The 18,530-nt window shown below is 73.9% G+C and carries 15 protein-coding genes; 7 read left to right on the top strand and 8 right to left on the bottom strand.

Annotated features, from left to right (window positions below; translation table 11 throughout):
- Window positions 1-107: 107 nt before the first annotated feature.
- The 5 genes from ACZ6ZI_RS12040 to ACZ6ZI_RS12020 form a co-directional block, all read right to left on the bottom strand.
- Window positions 108-1,043: an ABC transporter permease gene (locus ACZ6ZI_RS12040; protein WP_469519011.1), complete on the bottom strand. Its 936-nt coding sequence runs from the start codon at window positions 1,041-1,043 to the stop codon at window positions 108-110.
- Window positions 1,040-1,867, bottom strand: coding sequence for an ABC transporter ATP-binding protein (locus ACZ6ZI_RS12035; RefSeq protein ID WP_469519009.1), 828 nt, complete (start codon window positions 1,865-1,867; stop codon window positions 1,040-1,042). Before ACZ6ZI_RS12035 ends, ACZ6ZI_RS12040 begins: the two co-directional genes overlap by 4 nt.
- Window positions 1,868-1,875: 8 nt before the next feature.
- A complete protein-coding gene (locus ACZ6ZI_RS12030; protein WP_469519007.1) occupies window positions 1,876-2,919 on the bottom strand; it encodes an ABC transporter substrate-binding protein in 1,044 nt (347 codons plus the stop codon).
- A gap of 40 nt (window positions 2,920-2,959) precedes the next feature.
- Window positions 2,960-3,517, bottom strand: coding sequence for an NADPH-dependent FMN reductase (ssuE, locus tag ACZ6ZI_RS12025; protein ID WP_469519006.1), 558 nt, complete (start codon window positions 3,515-3,517; stop codon window positions 2,960-2,962).
- Between the two features lie 138 nt (window positions 3,518-3,655).
- Window positions 3,656-4,603 carry a TauD/TfdA dioxygenase family protein gene (locus ACZ6ZI_RS12020; protein WP_469519003.1) on the bottom strand — a complete coding sequence of 316 codons (948 nt, stop codon included), beginning with the start codon at window positions 4,601-4,603 and terminating at the stop codon, window positions 3,656-3,658.
- Window positions 4,604-5,661: 1,058 nt separating this feature from the next.
- Here ACZ6ZI_RS12020 and ACZ6ZI_RS12015 point away from each other — a divergent pair.
- The 4 genes from ACZ6ZI_RS12015 (at window position 5,662) to meaB (ending at window position 11,978) form a co-directional block, all read left to right on the top strand.
- Window positions 5,662-6,852 carry an ROK family protein gene (locus tag ACZ6ZI_RS12015; RefSeq protein ID WP_469519002.1) on the top strand — a complete coding sequence of 397 codons (1,191 nt, stop codon included), beginning with the start codon at window positions 5,662-5,664 and terminating at the stop codon, window positions 6,850-6,852.
- 67 nt (window positions 6,853-6,919) lie between these two features.
- Window positions 6,920-8,791, top strand: a complete 1,872-nt coding sequence (locus tag ACZ6ZI_RS12010) for a methylmalonyl-CoA mutase family protein (RefSeq protein WP_469519001.1) — start codon at window positions 6,920-6,922, stop codon at window positions 8,789-8,791.
- Window positions 8,792-8,798: 7 nt separating this feature from the next.
- Window positions 8,799-10,985, top strand: a complete 2,187-nt coding sequence (scpA, locus tag ACZ6ZI_RS12005) for a methylmalonyl-CoA mutase (protein WP_469519579.1) — start codon at window positions 8,799-8,801, stop codon at window positions 10,983-10,985.
- Between the two features lie 9 nt (window positions 10,986-10,994).
- Window positions 10,995-11,978 (top strand): methylmalonyl Co-A mutase-associated GTPase MeaB, encoded by a 984-nt coding sequence (meaB, locus tag ACZ6ZI_RS12000; RefSeq protein ID WP_469518998.1) that lies wholly within the window; start codon window positions 10,995-10,997, stop codon window positions 11,976-11,978.
- 116 nt (window positions 11,979-12,094) lie between these two features.
- On the opposite strand, the gene ACZ6ZI_RS11995 is transcribed toward meaB, so the two are convergent.
- Window positions 12,095-13,096 carry an asparaginase gene (locus tag ACZ6ZI_RS11995; RefSeq protein WP_363052768.1) on the bottom strand — a complete coding sequence of 334 codons (1,002 nt, stop codon included), beginning with the start codon at window positions 13,094-13,096 and terminating at the stop codon, window positions 12,095-12,097.
- Window positions 13,097-13,243: 147 nt separating this feature from the next.
- On the opposite strand from ACZ6ZI_RS11995, the gene ACZ6ZI_RS11990 reads away from it, so the two are divergent.
- Together ACZ6ZI_RS11990 and ACZ6ZI_RS11985 are read left to right on the top strand one after the other, a co-directional pair.
- Window positions 13,244-13,693, top strand: coding sequence for an Lrp/AsnC family transcriptional regulator (locus ACZ6ZI_RS11990; RefSeq protein ID WP_363052766.1), 450 nt, complete (start codon window positions 13,244-13,246; stop codon window positions 13,691-13,693).
- Between the two features lie 167 nt (window positions 13,694-13,860).
- On the top strand, window positions 13,861-15,777 hold the full coding sequence (locus ACZ6ZI_RS11985) for an AfsR/SARP family transcriptional regulator (RefSeq protein WP_469518996.1): 1,917 nt from the start codon (window positions 13,861-13,863) through the stop codon (window positions 15,775-15,777).
- A gap of 50 nt (window positions 15,778-15,827) precedes the next feature.
- On the opposite strand, the gene ACZ6ZI_RS11980 is transcribed toward ACZ6ZI_RS11985, so the two are convergent.
- A complete protein-coding gene (locus ACZ6ZI_RS11980) occupies window positions 15,828-16,385 on the bottom strand; it encodes a hypothetical protein (protein WP_469518993.1) in 558 nt (185 codons plus the stop codon).
- 106 nt (window positions 16,386-16,491) lie between these two features.
- Entirely contained in the window at window positions 16,492-17,268 is a 777-nt protein-coding gene (locus ACZ6ZI_RS11975) for a 4'-phosphopantetheinyl transferase family protein (RefSeq protein ID WP_469518991.1), read from the bottom strand.
- Window positions 17,269-17,507: 239 nt separating this feature from the next.
- Here ACZ6ZI_RS11975 and ACZ6ZI_RS11970 point away from each other — a divergent pair, with 239 nt between their 5' ends.
- Entirely contained in the window at window positions 17,508-18,515 is a 1,008-nt protein-coding gene (locus ACZ6ZI_RS11970; protein WP_363052758.1) for a TauD/TfdA family dioxygenase, read from the top strand.
- The last annotated feature ends 15 nt before the right edge of the window (window positions 18,516-18,530 follow it).

Below are 18,530 nucleotides of genomic sequence, written 5' to 3'. Positions count from 1 at the left end.
GGACGGCCGGTCGGGACGCGGTGGAGGGCCGGTCCGGTCGCCGCGGCCGGGGTGGCGCCGGCCGCGGCGGTGGTGGCGGTCAGGAGACGGCGGTCAGGAGACGGCGGTCAGGAGGTGGGGACCCGCCACAGGCTCAGGCGGCGTTCGACGGTGACCAGGAGCTGGTTGAAGGCGACGCCGATCGCGGAGATCGTGATGATGCCCGCGTACATCTGGGGAATGGCGAAGTTGAACTGCGAGGCGTTGATCAGGTAGCCCAGCCCGGCCTTGGCGCCGATCATCTCGGCGGCGACGAGGACCAGGATGGAGACCGCCCCCGCGAGCCGGATGCCGGTGAAGATGGCCGGCACCGAGGCCGGGAGGATCACCTTCTGGAAGAGCTTCGGGGTGGACAGGTCCATCGAGCGGGCCAGCCGGACCAGGGTCGGGTCGGCGTTCCCGACGGCGCTGATCGTGTTCAGCAGGATCGGCCAGACGCAGGCGTAGACGACGATCGACACCTTCGAGGTCTCGCCGATGCCCAGCAGCAGCACGAAGACCGGCAGCAGGGCGAGGGCGGCCGTGTTGCGGAACAGCTCCAGCAGCGGGCCGAGGAAGGCGGCGACGGGCCGGTACCAGCCGATGAGCAGTCCCAGCGGGACGGCGATGACCACGGCGATGGCGAACCCGCCGAAGGACCGGGTCAGGCTGGCGCGGGCGTGTTCGCCGAGCTGTCCGTCGCCCAGCAGCTCCCACCAGGCCCGGGCGACCTCGCTGACCGGGGGCAGGAAGGTGGCGTCCACGAGCCCGAGCCGGGGCGCGGTCTCCCACAGCGCGAGCAGCGCGAGGATCGCCGCCGAGCGGATCAGCGCCGCGCGCAGCCACCGGGCCGCCGCGCGCGGTACGGACGTACGGGAGGCCCGTGGAACAGTCGGAGCAGGGACCGGAGCCTGGGGCGGAACCGGGGCCGGGGCCGGCGGGGCCTCGGCGGTCGTGTCCCCGGTGTCCGGATCGGCCTTCGCGGCCGTTCCCGCGTGGGTGGCGGGGGCGGTGTCGGTGCTCATACGGAGGCCTCTTCCTTCTCCAGTTGCTGGGCGCGGGCCACCTCGTCGTGGAGCAGGGTCCAGATGTGGTGGCGGTGGCGGGCGAACTCGGGGCTGGAGCGCAGGTCCTCCCCCGTGGCACGGCCGTCCCGGTCGCCGAAGGAGACCGGGACGATCTCCTTGATCCGGCCCGGGCGCGAGGTGATGACGGCCACCCGCTGACCGAGGTACACCGCCTCCTCGATGCCGTGCGTGATGAAGACGACCGTCTTGCCGGTGCGCTGCCAGATGCGGCGCAGTTCGTCCTGGAGGGACTCGCGGGTCTGGGCGTCGAGGGCGGCGAACGGTTCGTCCATCAGCAGCACGTCCGGGTCGTACGCCAGCGAGCGGGCGATGGCGACGCGCTGGCGCATGCCGCCGGACAGCTCGTGCGGGTGGCGGTCCTCGAAACCGGTGAGTCCGACGAGGTCGAGGAACTCCCTGGCCTTCGCCGCTCGTTGACGGCGCGGGACACCGGTGGCCTCCAGGCCGAACTCGACGTTGCCGAGGGCGGTGCGCCAGGGCAGCAGCGCGTACTGCTGGAAGACGATGCCCCGGTCCAGGCCGGGGCCGGTGACCGGCCGACCGTCGAGCAGGATCCGGCCGGAGCTGGGGCGGGTCAGCCCGCCGAGGAGGTCGAGGAGGGTGGACTTGCCGCAGCCGCTGGGGCCCACGACCACGAGGAACTCGCCCGCCTCGATCTTCAGGTCGATGCCGTCGAGGGCGGTGAACTCCGCCGCCTCCCTGCCCTTGCCGGCCTTCCTGGGGAAGGTCTTGGTGACGTCCTGGAACTCGATCTTCGCCATGGTGGCCGTCAGCCCTTCCCGTAGCCGTTGAACTCGTTGGTGTAGAGGTCCGCCGGCTCCAGGCGGCCCTGCGGGATCTCGCCGCGCTCGCCCAGCCAGTCGAGCCACAGCCGGAACTCCTTGTCGGCGATCCGGCCGCCCGTCTCGGCGATGCCGTAGGAGCGCCAGAACTGGAGCGTCGCGGTGTCCTCGTTGCGGCCCCGCTTCTTGACGATCTCCGTCATCCGGGCGATGACCTGCTCGCGCGGGGTGGTGCGGGACCACTCGATGGCCTTGGCGACGCCGGTGGCGAAGGTGCGTACGGTGTCCGGGTTCTCCTTGATGAAGCGCTCGGTCATCACGTAGGTGCCGGCGCTGAAGGGGCCGAGCAGGTCGACGTCGGAGAACAGGGGGCGGATGCCGCCGGACGCGAGGGCCTTGTCGCGCAGGACCCCGGTGAGCACGCCGACCTCGATCTGCTTCTGGCGCAGGGCCTGTTCGGTGTTGACGGGCGGCACCACGAGGGCCTCGACCTTGCCGGCGTCGGCCTTGGAGAGGCCGTTGCGGCTGAGGTAGACGTCGAGGAGGGCCTGGTAGTGGGCGCCCAGGGTGTTCATGCCGACCTTCTTGCCGATGAGGTCGCGGGCGGACCGGATCGGGCTGTCCTCCAGGACGTAGTAGCCGGCGAAGGACTCGCGGTCGGAGCCGTAGGAGGAGACGACGGCCTTGATGGGGGCTTTGCCGGCGGCCAGTTTGATGACGGCGCCGTTGAAGGCGCTGCCGAAGTGGGTCTGGCCGGTGGCGGCGGACTGGATGTCCTGCGGCCCGCTGATGGTGTTGCCCACCCATTCGAGGGTGACGTCGCCGAAGTGGCCGAGGTCCGCGGCGAGTTCGGGAAGGGTGACGGCGCCGACGGCGCCCTGGTACTTGAGGGTGGTGATCTGCTTGCCGGATCCGGACCCGGAGCCGCCCGTGGCGGTGGCCGTGCCGCAGCTCACCGCGGCCGCCGAGATGCCGAGCAGGGTGAGGAACTGGCGCCGGGTGCGGATGGTCGGGGTGGTGGCTGCGGGCATGACGGATCCTTGTTGTCGCGGTGGAGGGGTGGGGCTCGGGTCAGGGGGCGGGGGTGAGGGTGGCGACCCCGGCGGCGCGCAGGGCGTCGGCGAACTCGTCGACGGCCTGGAAGAGGTCCAGCTCCGCGTCGGGTCGCAGCCGGTCCGGGCCGGCGCCGCGCTCGACGGAGGAGTCCAGGACGAAGCGGCCGGCGGTGACGTGCCGGGCGCCGAGGGCGGCGAGGACGGGGCGCAGGGCGTAGTCGATGGTCAGGACGTGGGCGAGGCTGCCGCCGGTGGCGATCGGCAGGATCGTCTTTCCGGCCAGGCCGTCCTGCGGCAGCAGGTCGAGGAACGCCTTGAGCAGGCCGGTGTACGAGGCCTTGTAGACCGGGGTCGCGATGACCAGGCCGTCGGCTTCGGCGACGGCCTCCAGCGCGCGACGGACCTCCGGCTCGCCGCGGCGGGCGGACAGCAGGTCGGCGGCGGGCAGCTCGCGCACGGCGAGGTGGGCGGTCTCGAATCCGGAGTGGGTCAGGCGGCGCAGCACGTGGTCGGCGACGACGGCGGTGCGGGAGTGGGTGGAGGGGCTGCCGGTGAGGGCGAGCAACTTGGGCATGGAGGCTCCTGGATCGACGGCGGTACGGGAGGCGCGGGTGACGCGGGTGGCGTGTGGTGCGTGGGCGGGACGGGCCGTACGCGCACCCGTGCGGGTGCGGGTGCGGTACGGCCCGTACGGGCGCCGCGGGCGTTCCGGTCAGGCGGAGGCGGCCGGGGTGGCGGTCGAGGCGCCGGAGGGGATGCCGAAGGAGGGGTCCGGCACGGTCTCCGGGGTGACCAGGCGGGAGGGCTCGCCGTCGGGGCCGACCGGGACGTCGCCGTCGACGGTGACCCGGCGCAGGGTGCGCTCGTGGTCGTCGGAGTCGTCGACGCCGTAGTGCTGGGTGGCGCGGTTGTCCCAGATCGCGACGTCGCCGGTCCGCCACTGCCAGCGGACGGTGTTCTCCGGGCTCTCGACGTGCGCCTGGAAGAGGTCGAGCAGGGCCCGGGAGTCGCGGCCGGTCAGGCCGGCGACGCGCTGGACGAAGTTGCCGAGGAGCAGGGTGCGTTCACCGGTCTCGGGGTGGACGCGGACGACCGGGTGCTCGGTGACGAAGGAGGTGGAGGTGAACACGTCCCGGTACTGGGCGAGGGCCTCGGGGAGGGCGCCGGGCTTGAGGGCGGCGTAGTCGTACTCGTTGGAGTGCAGGGCGCGCAGGCCGTCGGCGAGGGCGCGCAGCGGCTCGGGCAGGTGGGCGTAGGCGGTGGCGGTGTTGGCCCACAGGGTGTCTCCGCCGTAGGGCGGGATGGTGACGGCGCGCAGGATGGAGAAGGCGGGGTAGGCGGGGACGAAGGTGACGTCGGTGTGCCACTGGTTGGCACGGGCGCCGTGGTGGGAGTCGATGCCCAGGGCGTAGCGGCCGTCGGCGGAGGGGACGGTGGGGTGGGCGACGGGGGTGCCGAGGAGCCGGGCGAAGGCCTCGTGCGAGGCCTCGTCGAGGTGGTCCTGGTCGCGGAAGAAGACGACCTTGTGGGCGAGGAGGGCCGCGCGGACCTCGGCGACGGTCTCGGGGGCGAGGTCTCCGCCGAGGCGTACGCCGCCGATCTCGGCGCCGATGCGGCCGCCGATGCGGGTGACGGTGGTGGTGGTCGTGGCAGTGGTCACGGTTGCTCCCTGAGGTGACGGCGGAGGTTTATTTCCGCTGCGGAAGGAATGCGGTTACGGCTGGACGCGGGGCGTGCACGAGCGGGTTCGCGGGGCGGCGGCCGGGGACACGGACGGGGTTCGGCGCGGACGGGGTTCGGCGCGGACGGGGTCGCGGGCGCCCCGGGACGCGGCGTGGTGGAGTGACGTGGCGTGGCGTGGCGTACGGGACCCGTCGGACGGGATCGGGACCACCCGCCGTCGCGGAGCCGGCGGGTGCGCCGGCGGAGCCCCGCCCGACCCGGACCCACCGGCGCGGCCCCGTACGGACGGCGGAACCCCGGGTCCGGACGCGAGGCGCCCTCGGCCCTCGGACCGCGGCTCCCGGGGCGCGCCCGAGGATCGACCGCCCCCGTACGAACGGACCGAACGGACCGAAGCGGAGGAACGGGCGGAACGGGGGCAACGGACGGAACCGACCGGATCGGGGGCTACCCCGATGCGAACCCGTGACGACGGGCGGCGCGGGGGCGCGGGGCCCGGGTCAGGGGCGGCGGCGGGCCGGACAGCGGCCCGGACACGCGCCCGGCGCGGTACAGGGGCCGGGGGTGAGGAGCCGCGGGGCGAGGTGGTCGTTCGCGGTCATGGCTCGGAGCCTGTCAGCGCGCCCGCCACCGGTCAACCCCCGACCGCGCTCCCGCCCCGCCCCGGCCGCACCCCCTTTGACCTGCGACTTCTCCTCCCCCGGGCGGCCGAAACCCGTGGCCGGATTTCACGGCCCCGCAACGCGCCCGCCACGCGCGACCCGCACGCGCCCACGCCGCCCCCGCCGGCCGGGCCCGGCCCGTCCTCCCCGTGTCCGCGCTCGGCCGGACCCACCGCAGACGCCGCATCGCGCCCCCGACCGGCCGACGGCGCCGTGTGCCACCGGCCGGACGGGCCCGCACCGGCCTCCCCGTGACACCTCGCGCCACCCCGCGGACCACCGGCGCCCGGCGTGGGGGCCGGCGTCGCGTGCGGGACCGTCGCCTGCCGCCGGCGCCGTACGGTCCGGGCCGGGGGACCGGCATGATCGGGGGATGACCCGAATGGCCGGCGACAGCCGGAGTTCCGCCAACGCGGCCACCGTGCTGCGCACCGTGCTGGAGCACGGGCCCGTCGCGCGCAGCGGGATCTCCGAGCTGTGCGGGCTCAGTCCCGCCTCCGTGTCGCGGCAGGCGACCGGGCTGCTGCGGGACGGCCTGCTGCGGGAGCTGCCCGAGCCCCCGGGTCCGGCGGCCTCGTCAGGGCGGCCCCGGATCCCGCTGGACCTGCACACCGGGGCGGTGGGCGGGCCCGTCGCCGCCGGGCTCCACATCGGGGTGCCGTCGTCCACCTTCGGCCTCGTCGACCTGCGCGGGCGGATCCTGGCGCACCGCTCCTTCCCGCACCCCGACCCCGCCGACCCCGCGCTGCGCGAGCGCATCGGCGAGGAACTCGGGCGCTTCCTGCGGGAGTCGGGCTCCGGCCGGCCGCTGCTCGGGGTCGGCGTCGCGCTCGGCGGCCGGGTCCGGCCCGACACGGGGACGGTCGTGCACCACCACGCGCTCGGCTGGCGCGACGTACCGCTGGCCGCCGACCTGGCGGCCTCGCTCGACCTGCCGGTGCGGATCGACAACCACGCCCGGGCGGTGGCGGGCGCGGAGATCCTCTTCGGTCATCCCGACGCCCGCGGCAGCCTGGTGCACCTGTTCATCGGCAACGTGGTCGACGCGGCCTTCGGGATCGGGGGGACCGTCCACCAGGGTCCGGGCTCCGCCGCCGGTGACGTGGCGCACCTGCCGGTGCCCGGGTCCCGGGTGGCGTGCGACGGGTGCGGCCGTTCGGGTTGTCTTCAGGCGACGGCCTCCGACACCGCGCTCGGCGCCGAGGCGGTGCGCCTCGGGATCGTCCCGGAGCCGACGGTGGCCCTGGTCGTCGACGCGGCGGCCGCCGGGGACCCCCGGGCGGACGGGCTCCTGAGGGAGCGGGCCCGCGCCGTCGGGCGGGCCGCGGCCCTGCTGCTGGACGTGTTCAACCCTGCGGTGATGGTGGTCACCGAGCTGTCCAGCGTGCTGCACGAGGACTATCTGGAGGAGGTCCGGGGCGCGGTGGGCGAGTGGTCCCACGTACGGGTCGACCCCGGAAGGATCGTCGCGCCGCACTCGGGTCCCGCCGTACTCCCGGAAGCGGCGGCGACGGTCCTGTTGGGGCCGCTCTTCCGGGATCCGGCGGCCGTACGGCCGGTCTGACCTGGGAGTGCGAGATCACATCCGGCGCTTATGGTCTCGATTGAGCGGCCCCCCTAGCATTCGAGCCATGACGGTCCTGCCTGACGACGGGCTCTCCCTGGCCGCCGAGTTTCCTGACGCGACGCATGAGCAGTGGCAGCGCCTGGTGGAAGGCGTACTGCGCAAGTCGGGCAAGGAAGTATCCGGCGAGGCGGCGGAAGCAGCCCTGTCCACCACGCTCGAGGACGGGCTCATCACCCGCCCGCTGTACACCGCGCGCCCCGACGGGGACGGTCCGGACACCGGCTTCCCCGGTTTCGCGCCGTTCGTGCGCGGCGGCACGCCGGAGGGCACCTCGGCCTCCGGCTGGGACGTCCGTCAGCGGATCGCCGGCGGGGACCCCGTACGGGTGAACGAGGCGGCCCTCGCCGACCTGGAGAACGGCACCACCTCGCTGTGGCTGACCGTCGGACCGGGCGGACTGGCCGCGGGCGACCTGGGCCGGGCCCTGGAGGGCGTCTACCTCGACCTCGCGCCGGTCGTCCTCGACCCCGGCGCCTCCTACGCCGAGGCCACGCGGGCGCTGCTCGCCCTGTACGCGGAGCGCGGCGTGACCCCCGAGGAGGCGCGCGCCTGCCTGGGTGTCGACCCGCTGGGCCACGAGGCCCGCACGGGCGAGGCCCTGGACCTGCCCGCCGCCGCCGCGCTGGCCCGCGAGACGGCCGCCGCCTGGCCGGGCGTGCGCACCCTGACGGTGGACGCCCTGCCCTACCACGAGGCGGGCGGTTCGGCCGCCGAGGAGCTGGGGCTGTCCCTGGCCACCGGTGTCGCCTACCTGCGGGCCCTGACCGGGGCGGGCGCGGACGCCGAAGCCGCCTTCGCCCAGCTGGAGTTCCGCTACGCGGCCACCGCCGACCAGTTCCTCAGCATCGCCAAGCTGCGGGCCGCCCGCCGGCTGTGGGCCCGTGTCGCCGAGGCCTGCGGGGTGCCCGCCGCGGGCGCCCAGCGTCAGCACGCGGTGACCTCGCCGGTGATGATGACCCGCCGCGACCCGTGGGTGAACATGCTGCGCACCACCGTCGCCTGCATGGCGGCGGGCGTCGGTGGGGCGGACGCGGTCACCGTGCTCCCCTTCGACAGCGAGCTGGGACTGCCCGACGCCTTCGCGCGCCGCATCTCCCGCAACACCTCCACCGTCCTGCTGGAGGAGTCGCACCTGGCGCGGGTCATCGACCCGGCCGGCGGTTCCTGGTACGTGGAGCGGCTGACCGACGAACTCGCGCACGCCGCCTGGGAGTTCTTCCAGACGGTGGAGAAGGCCGGCGGTCAGGCCGCCGCGCTGCGCTCGGGGCTGGTCGCGGAGCGGCTCGCCGCCACCTGGGCGACCCGCTCGAAGAAGCTGGCCACGCGCCGCGAACCGATCACCGGCGTCAGCGAGTTCCCGCTGCTGTCGGAGAAGCCCGTCGTGCGCGAGCCGCTGCCCGGCGTGCCCGCCGGCGGTCTGCCCCGCGTCCGGCGCGACGAGGCGTACGAGGCGCTGCGCGCCCGCAGCGACGCGCACCTGGCCGCCACCGGCGCCCGGCCCCGGATCTTCCTGGCGGCGCTCGGCCCGGCCGCCGCGCACACCGCCCGCGCCACGTTCGCCTCCAACCTCTTCCAGGCGGGTGGCGTCGAGCCGGTCCACGACCCGGTGTCGGTGGACGCGTCGAACGCCGCCGAGGCCTACGCGGCGAGCGGCGCGGACGGCATGGCGGTGCTGTGTTCCAGTGACGCCCTCTACGAGGAGCGGGCGGCGGAGGTGGCCGAGGCCCTGCGCGGGGCCGGCGCCACGACGCTGTTCCTCGCGGGCAGGCCCGGCACCTCGGCCGGCGCCGTGGACGAGTACGTCTTCGCCGGCTGCGACGCGGTCGCCGTGCTGTCCTCCGTACTCGACCGGATGGGAGTGCCCCGTGAACAGTGAGCACCGTGTGAGCATCCCCGACTTCTCCGAACTCGCCCTCGGCGACGGCCCCTCCGCCGGGACGACCGAGGACCGGTGGCGGGCCGCGGTGAAGGAGTCCACCGGGTCCGCGACGGGCGACCTGCTGTGGGAGACCCCCGAGGGCATCGGCGTCAAGCCGCTGTACACCGGGCGGGACCTGGAGGGCCTGGACTTCCTCGCGACCTATCCGGGCGTGGCCCCGTACCTGCGCGGCCCGTACCCGACGATGTACGTCAACCAGCCCTGGACGATCCGTCAGTACGCGGGTTTCTCCACGGCCGAGGAGTCCAACGCCTTCTACCGGCGCAACCTCGCCGCCGGCCAGAAGGGCCTGTCGATCGCCTTCGACCTGCCCACGCACCGGGGGTACGACAGCGATCACCCGCGCGTGACGGGTGACGTCGGCATGGCGGGCGTGGCCATCGACTCCATCTACGACATGCGCCAGCTGTTCGACGGGATCCCGCTGGACAGGATGACGGTGTCGATGACGATGAACGGCGCGGTGCTGCCGGTCCTCGCCCTCTACATCGTGGCGGCGGAGGAGCAGGGCGTCTCCCCCGACAAGCTCGCCGGGACCATCCAGAACGACATCCTCAAGGAGTTCATGGTCCGCAACACCTACATCTATCCGCCGAAGCCCTCGATGCGGATCATCTCGGACATCTTCGCGTTCACCTCGCAGAAGATGCCGCGCTACAACTCCATCTCGATTTCCGGCTACCACATCCAGGAGGCCGGGGCCACGGCCGACCTGGAGCTGGCGTACACCCTCGCGGACGGGGTGGAGTACCTGCGGGCCGGTCAGGCCGTGGGCCTGGACGTCGACGCGTTCGCTCCGCGCCTGTCGTTCTTCTGGGCGATCGGCATGAACTTCTTCATGGAGGTCGCGAAGCTGCGCGCCGCGCGCCTGCTGTGGGCGAAGCTGGTCAGGCAGTTCGACCCGAAGAACGCCAAGTCGCTTTCGCTGCGCACCCATTCGCAGACCTCGGGTTGGTCGCTGACGGCGCAGGACGTCTTCAACAACGTGACGCGCACCTGCATCGAGGCGATGGCCGCGACGCAGGGCCACACGCAGTCGCTGCACACCAACGCCCTGGACGAGGCGCTCGCGCTGCCGACGGACTTCTCGGCGCGCATCGCCCGCAACACGCAGCTGTTGCTCCAGCAGGAGTCGGGGACCTGCCGGTCGATCGACCCGTGGGGCGGCAGCGCGTACGTGGAGCGGCTGACGTACGACCTGGCGCGGCGGGCCTGGCAGCACATCCAGGAGGTCGAGGCGGCCGGCGGCATGGCGCAGGCCATCGACGCGGGCATCCCGAAGCTGCGCGTGGAGGAGGCCGCCGCCCGTACCCAGGCGCGGATCGACTCCGGCCGTCAGCCGGTGATCGGCGTGAACAAGTACCGGGTGGACAGCGACGAGCAGATCGACGTGCTGAAGGTCGACAACTCCTCGGTGCGCGCCCAGCAGATCGCCAAGCTGCGGCGGCTGCGCGAGGAGCGGGACGAGACCGTCACGCAGGACACGCTGCGGGCGCTGACGAACGCCGCCGAGCGCGGTGAGGGCAACCTCCTCGCCCTGGCGGTGGACGCGGCGCGCGCCAAGGCGACGGTCGGCGAGATCTCGGACGCGTTGGAGAAGGTGTACGGGCGGCACGCGAGCCAGATCCGTACGATCTCCGGTGTGTACCGCACCGAGGCAGGCGAGTCCCCTTCCGTGGAGCGCACCCGTGCGCTCGTCGACCGGTTCGAGGAGGCGGAGGGGCGGCGTCCGCGCATCCTGGTCGCCAAGATGGGCCAGGACGGCCACGACCGCGGCCAGAAGGTCATCGCGACGGCCTTCGCCGACCTGGGCTTCGACGTGGACGTCGGCCCGCTGTTCCAGACCCCGGCGGAGGTGGCCCGTCAGGCCGTCGAGGCGGACGTCCACGTGGTGGGCGTGTCGTCGCTGGCGGCCGGCCACCTGACCCTCGTACCGGCGCTGCGCGAGCAGCTGGCGGCGGAGGGGCGCGAGGACATCATGATCGTGGTGGGCGGGGTGATCCCGCCGGCCGACGTGCCGACGCTGCTGGAAATGGGCGCGACGGCGGTGTTCCCGCCCGGCACGGTCATCCCGGACGCGGCCCACGACCTGGTGACGCGGCTCGCCGCGGATCTGGGCCACGAGCTGTAGGCGGCGCCGGTGCCGAAGATCGACATCGAGGCCTACGCGAAGGGGGTGCTCGACGGGAAGCGCGCAGTGATCGCCCGCGCCATCACCCTCGTCGAGTCCACCCTGCCCGCCCACCGGGCCTTGGCGCAGGAGTTGTTGACGGCGCTGCTGCCCCACGCGGGGCGGGCCCGCCGGATCGGCGTCAGCGGGGTGCCCGGGGTGGGCAAGTCCACGTTCATCGACGCGTTCGGCACGATGCTGACGGGGCTGGGCCACCGGGTCGCGGTCCTCGCCGTCGATCCTTCGTCCACCCGTACGGGCGGCTCCATCCTCGGCGACAAGACGCGGATGGAGCGGCTCGCGGTGGATCCGGCGGCGTTCGTGCGGCCGTCCCCCTCGGCGGGGACGCTGGGCGGGGTCGCGAAGGCGACCCGCGAGTCGATGATCGTCATGGAGGCGGCCGGCTACGACGTCGTCCTCGTCGAGACCGTGGGCGTGGGCCAGTCGGAGACGACGGTGGCCGGGATGGTCGACTCGTTCCTGCTGCTGTCCCTGGCCCGCACCGGCGACCAGCTCCAGGGCATCAAGAAGGGCGTGCTGGAGCTGGCCGACGTGCTGGCGATCAACAAGGCCGACGGTCCGCACGAGCGCGAGGCGAAGGCCGCCGCCCGGGAGTTGTCCGGCGCGCTGCGCCTGATGCACCCCTCGGACGCGGCGTGGACTCCGCCGGTCCTCACGTGCAGCGCGCGCGAGTCGGCGGGCCTGGACGAGGTGTGGAACCGGCTCGAACAGCACCGGCGGCTGCTGGAGGCGGACGGCCGGCTGGCGGCCAAGCGGGCCGCGCAGCAGGTGGAGTGGACCTGGTCGATGGTCCGTGACGCGCTGCTGGAGCGGCTGCGCTCCGATCCGGCCGTACGGGGCCTCGCGCCCGCCCTGGAGGCCGAGGTGCGCGCCGGGACCCTGACGGCGACCTCGGCGGCGGACCGGATCCTGGGGGCGTTCGGCCGGGATTGACGTGCTGCGCCGACCGGCGCGGCGCCGACCGGAAGCGCGAAGCGCACGCCGGCCCCCTCGCGGGGGTGGGCGGGCGCTTCGCGTTCCGCGGGGGCGCGGGCCCCGCGGGGTGGGTGCTACGCGTCGACGAGGACGGAGTCCGGGGTGCCCAGGGCGCGGCGCAGGAGGCGGACCCGCTCGGCGGGCTCGTCGGCGGCGAGGAGGGCGGAGAGGACGGCGATGCGCGCCTGGCCGGCCCTCAGGGTCCCGGTGGGGACGGCCCCGGCCGCGACCAGGTCGACGGCGCCGCCGTGGGTGTAGATCTCGGTGACCGGGCCGGCCGCGACCCGGGTGGTCAGCGCGACGAGGACGCCCCGGGCGACGGCGGCCCGGACGGCCTCGACGATCTCGGGGGTGGCGTTGCCCGCGCCGGTGCCGACCAGGACGATGCCGCGGGCGCCGGCCTCGACGGCGGTGTTCAGCAGGAGGGCGTCACCGTCGCAGTGGTGCATCACCATGTCCACGCGCGGCGGCAGTTCCGGCATCGCGGGCAGGGCGAGGGGCTCCGGCCGCTGCGGTTCGCGCAGGACGGCGACCTTGCCGAAGCCGATCTTGCCGAGGAGTTCCTTCGAGGGGTCCGCGAAGGCGTCGAGGGCGACGGCCTGGGTCTTCACGGTGCCCCGGGCGGCGTGCACCCGTCCCGCGAAGGTGATCAGGACGCCGAGGCCGCGCGTGGTGGCGGCGGTGAGCAGGGCGTCGTAGAGGTTGCCGGGGCCGTCGCCGTCGGCGGACCCCATGGGCAGCTGCGAGCCGGTGAACACGACGCTGCGGGCGTCGTGGTGGTGGAGGTCGACCAGGAAGGCCGACTCCTCCAGGGTGTCGGTGCCGTGCGTGACGACGACGCCGTCCACGGTGGGGTCGGCGAGGACCTCGTGGACGGTGCGCAGCAGGGTCAGCTGGTGGGCGGTGGTCAGGCGGGGGCTGTTGACCCGGAACAGGTCGACGACCTCGACGCTGACGTCCTCGGGCAGCGGCGCCGTGGCCATCACCTCGCGGCCGTCCGCCTCGGCGGCGAAGCCGGAGCCCATCCACCGGCTGGCTATCGTCCCACCGGTGCTGATGACGACGATGCGTCCCATGGCCACCCTTCCCTCACACGGGGTACAAGGGTCCCACGCGGGCCCTCGTACAGATTTGCTAGAGGTAGCAATGATAGTGAGATCTACGCGCAATGCGATTGCGCGTTGCGGCGCACCCCGCAATAAACACTGCTGGATAATTGCGTCATGGACGCCATCGATCGTGAAATCTTGCGCGAGCTTCAGCGCGACGGACGCCTCAGCAACCAGGAGCTCGCCCTGCGGGTGGGTCTGACCCCCTCCCCCTGCATGCGCAGGGTGCGACAGCTGGAGCAGGACGGGGTGATCCAGGGCTACCGCGCGGTCATCGACCCGGAGGCGGTGGACCGCGGCTTCGAGGTGCTGGTGTCGGTGGAGGTACGCCGCGACCGGGAGGCCGTCGAGGCCTTCGAGGCGGCGCTCCAGGACATCCCCGACGTGGTCGAGGCCTACCGGTTGTTCGGCAGCCCCGGCTGTCTGCTGCGCATCGCGGTCGCCGACCTGCGCGCGTACGAACGGCTGTGGATCGAGCGGCTGACGGCCCTGTCGGGGGTCACCGAGGTGAACTCCCAGATCATCATGAAGCGCGTCAAGGAGGCCCGGGGACTGCCCGTCTGACGCCGCGTGAGGCCGCGCCGGGCCCCCGCGCACTCCCCCGCCCACCGTCCCGGCCGGGGGATATCGCGGCCCGTCCGGTGCGGCACGGCGAGCGATAACCCTCCAATAAGGCCCCCGATTAGCTTCTGGAATCCAGAACGGATGCTCACACCAGAAGGGGGTGCCGCATGGACTTCCGGCTGCTCGGGCCGATCGAGGCCAAACGGGGAGGCGGCAGTACGATCCCGCTCTCCGGTTCCAAGGTCCATACGGTGCTGGCGGCGCTGCTGCTGTCCGAAGGACGCGTGGTCTCCGACGCCCGGCTCAGCGCACTGCTGTGGGGGTGGGACCCGCCGGCCACGGCCGGCGCGCAGATCTACACGTACATGTCGCGGCTGCGCAAGCACCTCGGCTCGGAGGTCGAGATCGTCCGGCGCCAGCCCGGCTACGTGCTGCGCGCGCCGGGGGCGTGGATCGACCTGATCGAGTTCGACCGGCTCGACCGGCTGGGCCGCGAGGCGCTCGCCGAGCGACGCTTCGCGGAGGCCGGCACTCTGCTGCGCGACGCGCTGGACCTGTGGCGGGGCACCGCCCTCGCCAACGCGACGGAGCAGATGATCGAGGCCGAGCTGCCCCGGCTGGAAGAGGCGCGGATGATCGCGCTGGAGAGCCGGATCGAGGCCGACCTCGCCGTCGGCCGGCACGAGCAGGTCACGGCCGAGCTGACGGGGCTGGTCTCCGAACACCCGGTGCGCGAGCGCCTGCGCGCCCAGCTCATGACGGCCCTGTACCGCTGCGGACGCCAGGCCGACGCCCTGCACACCTACTACGAGGGCCGCGCGGTCCTCGCCGACCAGCTCGGCGTGGACCCCGGCGAGACGCTCGGCTCCACCTACCAGGCGGTGCTCGGCGGCGGCCTCGGCTGGGACACCGCGCCCGCAGGTCGCCCCGGCGCGGCCGGCCCGCGCGCCCCGCGGAGCTCCGTCCCCGCGACGGACGCCGTGTCCGCCCCGGCGCCCCGCGAGCGGCGGATCCCCGCCCAGGCGGCCCCGGCCGCGCACCGTCCGGCCCCGGGCCGCCAGGCCCCCGCGATGCTGCCGGCCCCGTACGGGGAGTTCACCGGCCGTCGCGAGGAGCTGGCCGCGCTGCGCGGACGGCTCGGCCGCGAGGACGGCCGCCCGCGCCGGCTGCTGATCACCGGCATGGCCGGGGTGGGCAAGACGGCGCTGGCGGTGCGCGCGGCACAGGACTGCGCCGCCTACTTCCCCGACGGGCAGTTGTTCGTGGAGCTCTGCCACCCGGACGGCGCCCCGAAGGAGCCGGCCGAGGTGCTGGTGCGGCTGCTGCGCGCGCTCGGCGAGCCGCCGGCGCCGGCGGTGGCGGGCGATCTGGAGGAGCTGGTCCGGCTGTACCGGACCCGGACCTCGGGCGCCCGGCTGCTGCTGGTGCTGGACGGCGCGGTGGGCGACCGCCAAGTGGCCCCGCTGCTGCCGGGCGGTCCGGAGTCGGCGGTGCTCATCACCAGCCAGGCCCGCCTGGCCCGGGTCGCCGGCGCGGACACCACCGCGCTGGCCCCGGTCGACGACGAGGAGGCCTCGGAGCTGCTGGCCTCCCTGGTCGGCCGGGACCGTCTGGAGGACGACCCGGACGCGGCCGACGACCTGGTGGCGTACTGCGCCGGCCTGCCGCTGGCCCTGCACGTGGCGGGGGCCCGTCTCGCGGCCAGGCCGCACTGGCCGGTGGGCCGCCTGGCGGCCCGGCTCGCCGACCCCGACACCCGGCTGGGCGAGTTGGCGTACGGCGACGTGAGCGTGCGCGAGGCCCTGGTGCACTCGGTGCGCCGGCTGCACGCGGCGGAACTGACGGTGCTGACGGGACTGGCCGACGGGGACTCGGAGCCCTTCTGCGCCCAGTACGCGGCGCTGGTGCTCGGCACCGCGGAGGAGGAGGCGGAATCGTCGCTGGACGAGCTGGTGGACCACGCCCTGCTGGAACTGTCCGGGCTCGACGCCCAGGGCAGGCCCCTGTACCGGTGGAACGACCTGGTACGCCTGCTGGCGGGTTCCCTCACGACCCGTGACGCCTTCCCCTCCGCGGTGGGATGAGCCGGGGCGGGCCCGGCGTGATCAGGAGGACGCGGACCGGGCGGCGGGTCTCACCACGAGCTGCGGGAACGCTGCCAGGCCGTGGTGCCCGTCGGGCGCAGGGCCGGCTCGATGGTCTCCCGCACGATGGTCCACACGTCGCCGACGATCCGCTCGCGCGGGGGCCGCGGGGAACGCGACAGCGCGTCGGCGGCGATCGCCCAGGCCGCCGCCACCGCGGCCGTGGCCCGCACCTCGGCGGAGGGCTTGGCGGCCTTCGCGCGGGCCCGGCCCACGTCGATGCGGAACGCCAGCTCCGCGGCCTGCGCGAGCTGGGCCTCGCGGACGATCCGGCCGGCCGGGAGCGCGAAGACGGCGGGCGAGAGCGGGTGGGCGCAGACCTGGCGGACCCAGGTGGAGAAGCGCAGCCGCTCCCGCTCCTCCCAGCCGCCGCGTGCGGCCGGACCGGGGTCGTCCCGTTCCACGGCCTCGGCGATCGCGTCGAAGTACGCGATCAGGTCCTCGTCGGTCAGTCCCAGCAGCTGTTCGGGGGCCTCACCGGCGGAGGCGGCCTGGAAGGCGTTCTCCGCGATCAGCTGTTCCACGGGGAAGAAGGACTCGATGGTCATGGCGGCTGTGGCCTTTCGCTGGGGCGGTCTCTGAAGGTGGGCGGAGCAGGGCGTTGCGGTGCGCGCCGGCGGGGCGCGTGGGAGGGACGACCGGAGGGTGATCGGGTCAGTGGTCCGTGTGGTGGTGGACGGGGCCGTGCGCGGCGGGTCCCGCCGGGCGGGCCAGCGCGACCGCGACGTCCTCGAACAGGTGGAGGTCCTCGACGGTCCAGGCGGTGGTGCGGCCGCGGTGGGTGTGGGTGACCCGTACGGGACCGACGCGGGCGGGATGGGTTTCCAGCAGGCCGAGTTCGACCCCGGACAGCCCGAGGCCGGTGGCCTTGACCACGGCCTCCTTGCGGGTCCAGATGCGGTGGAACACCGCGTCCCGCTCCGGGCCGGGCGCCGTCCGCCCCAGGTACTCCCGCTCGGAGGCGGTGAGGTCCGGGTCGCGGGTGGCGCCGGTTCGCACCGGGCGCAGGGACTCGGCGTCGATGCCGATCGCGGTGCCCGCGCCGACGGCGAAGACCCCGCAGCCCGCCGTACGGCTCGTGCTCAGGGCGATCCGTACGGGCGGTGAGACGAGCCGGGGCGGACCGTGGCTGCCGTCTCCGCAGCCGGGACAGTCCCGCCGGCCCAGGGCGATCTCCCCGGGGTCGAGGTCGAACAGCCCGGCCAGTGCCCGCCGGCCCGCGGCGCGGGAGCGGACGAAGGCGGCGGCGTCCCGTTCGGCGGGCAGGGACAGCGCCCGCCGGAACTCCTCGGTGTCCAGCAGCGGCAGATCGTCCGGATCGGTGCGTTCCGGTGTCCGCCACCACCAGACGTGGGCCTCGCCGCGGACGCCGAGCGCGTCGGCCGCGGCCGTCGCCGCGCCGTGGGCGGAGCCCTCTTCACGTAATGCCATGGAAGTCCTCCCTTCTTCTCCCCCGTCGGATGGTGCGGGTCGCGCGGCGATCCACCGGAATTCGCGAAGACTTTCACCGCGAAACCGTGGACAAAGCCGCCCCCACACCATGAGGCGGGGCACTATGTCCTGCCTATACGCATGTGCCGGGCCTGCCGCGAACAAATTCCCATAGGAATGAAATAGGACAGGTCCGGAAACTGACTCGGGTCATCGCTCATCAACCCGAGGATTTCTTCATGCCGCGGACCCAGGAACACACGCTCACCCTCACCGCCACCGGGACGACCCCGGACGCGTTCACCCTCACCGACGAGGAGCGCGACGGGATGATCGCCGTCGCCGGAGAGGTCCTCGCCGCCACGCCGGCGCTCATCGACGACCCGGCCTGGCTGGACGTGGTCCGCGACGCCTCCGCGGCGCTGCCCCGTCCGGTCCTCACCGCGCTGCGCCGGTTCCGGCACGACGCGGGTCCCGACGCGGTGCTGCTGCTGCGCAACATGCCGGTGGTGGCCAACGACCCGCTGCCCGAGACCCCGACCGTCCCCGGTTCGGTGGAGCGGGTGCCGGCCGTGGCGTCGGCGCTCGTCACGGCGGCGATGCTCCAGCTCGGCGAGGTCATCGCCTATCGCAGCGAGAAGACCGGCGCGCTGGTGCAGAACGTCGTCCCGGTTCCGGGCAGCGAGCGTTCGCAGAGCAACGCGGGATCCGTCCTCCTGGAACTCCACGTCGAGAACGCCTTCCACGACAACAAGCCCGATTATGTCGGTCTGCTGTGCGTGCGCGAGGACCCGACGGGCGATGCGAAGCTCTGCACCTCTTCCATTCGGCGGGCCCTTCCGCTGCTTTCCGAACACACCGTTTCGGTATTGTCCGCGCCGCGGTTCCTGACCGAGCCGCCGCCGTCCTTCGGCGATCTGAATTCGGTGACTCCGGCGCACGCGGTGCTCGTCGGCGATCCGAAGGACCCGAACATCCTGGTCGACTTCGCGGCGACGCACCCGTTGGACGACGAGGCCAAGGTCGCCATGGGCGAGCTGCGCGAGGCGCTCATGCGGACGATGTCGGCGCTGGCCCTGCGCGTCGGGGACCTCGCGGTCGTCGACAACCGGCTCGCGGTGCACGGCCGGACCTCCTTCACCCCTCGTTACGACGGCCAGGACCGCTGGCTCCACCGGGTGTACGCGCACCTGGACCACCGCCGCAGCCGCGTGGACCGCAAGGACGGCGGAGCCGTCCTCAACTGATCGACCGCCCGACCA

This window comes from Streptomyces sp. NPDC103540 (genome assembly GCF_055584445.1).
The sequence above is the reverse complement of the archived record's forward strand: the minus strand, read 5'-3'. Positions and strand labels throughout refer to the sequence as shown.

What these genes read in the sequence shown, in the direction of transcription:
- ssuE (WP_469519006.1), bottom strand. Translation starts at nt 3,517, where the DNA reads ATGCCCAAGTTGCTCGCCCTCACCGGCAGCCCCTCCACCCACTCCCGC.
- ACZ6ZI_RS11995 (WP_363052768.1), bottom strand. Translation starts at nt 13,096, where the DNA reads ATGGGACGCATCGTCGTCATCAGCACCGGTGGGACGATAGCCAGCCGG.
- ACZ6ZI_RS11970 (WP_363052758.1), top strand. Translation starts at nt 17,508, where the DNA reads ATGCCGCGGACCCAGGAACACACGCTCACCCTCACCGCCACCGGGACG.
- ACZ6ZI_RS11980 (WP_469518993.1), bottom strand. Translation starts at nt 16,385, where the DNA reads ATGACCATCGAGTCCTTCTTCCCCGTGGAACAGCTGATCGCGGAGAAC.
- ACZ6ZI_RS12030 (WP_469519007.1), bottom strand. Translation starts at nt 2,919, where the DNA reads ATGCCCGCAGCCACCACCCCGACCATCCGCACCCGGCGCCAGTTCCTC.
- ACZ6ZI_RS12035 (WP_469519009.1), bottom strand. Translation starts at nt 1,867, where the DNA reads ATGGCGAAGATCGAGTTCCAGGACGTCACCAAGACCTTCCCCAGGAAG.
- ACZ6ZI_RS12010 (WP_469519001.1), top strand. Translation starts at nt 6,920, where the DNA reads ATGACGGTCCTGCCTGACGACGGGCTCTCCCTGGCCGCCGAGTTTCCT.
- ACZ6ZI_RS11985 (WP_469518996.1), top strand. Translation starts at nt 13,861, where the DNA reads ATGGACTTCCGGCTGCTCGGGCCGATCGAGGCCAAACGGGGAGGCGGC.
- ACZ6ZI_RS11990 (WP_363052766.1), top strand. Translation starts at nt 13,244, where the DNA reads ATGGACGCCATCGATCGTGAAATCTTGCGCGAGCTTCAGCGCGACGGA.
- ACZ6ZI_RS11975 (WP_469518991.1), bottom strand. Translation starts at nt 17,268, where the DNA reads ATGGCATTACGTGAAGAGGGCTCCGCCCACGGCGCGGCGACGGCCGCG.
- ACZ6ZI_RS12015 (WP_469519002.1), top strand. Translation starts at nt 5,662, where the DNA reads ATGACCCGAATGGCCGGCGACAGCCGGAGTTCCGCCAACGCGGCCACC.
- ACZ6ZI_RS12040 (WP_469519011.1), bottom strand. Translation starts at nt 1,043, where the DNA reads ATGAGCACCGACACCGCCCCCGCCACCCACGCGGGAACGGCCGCGAAG.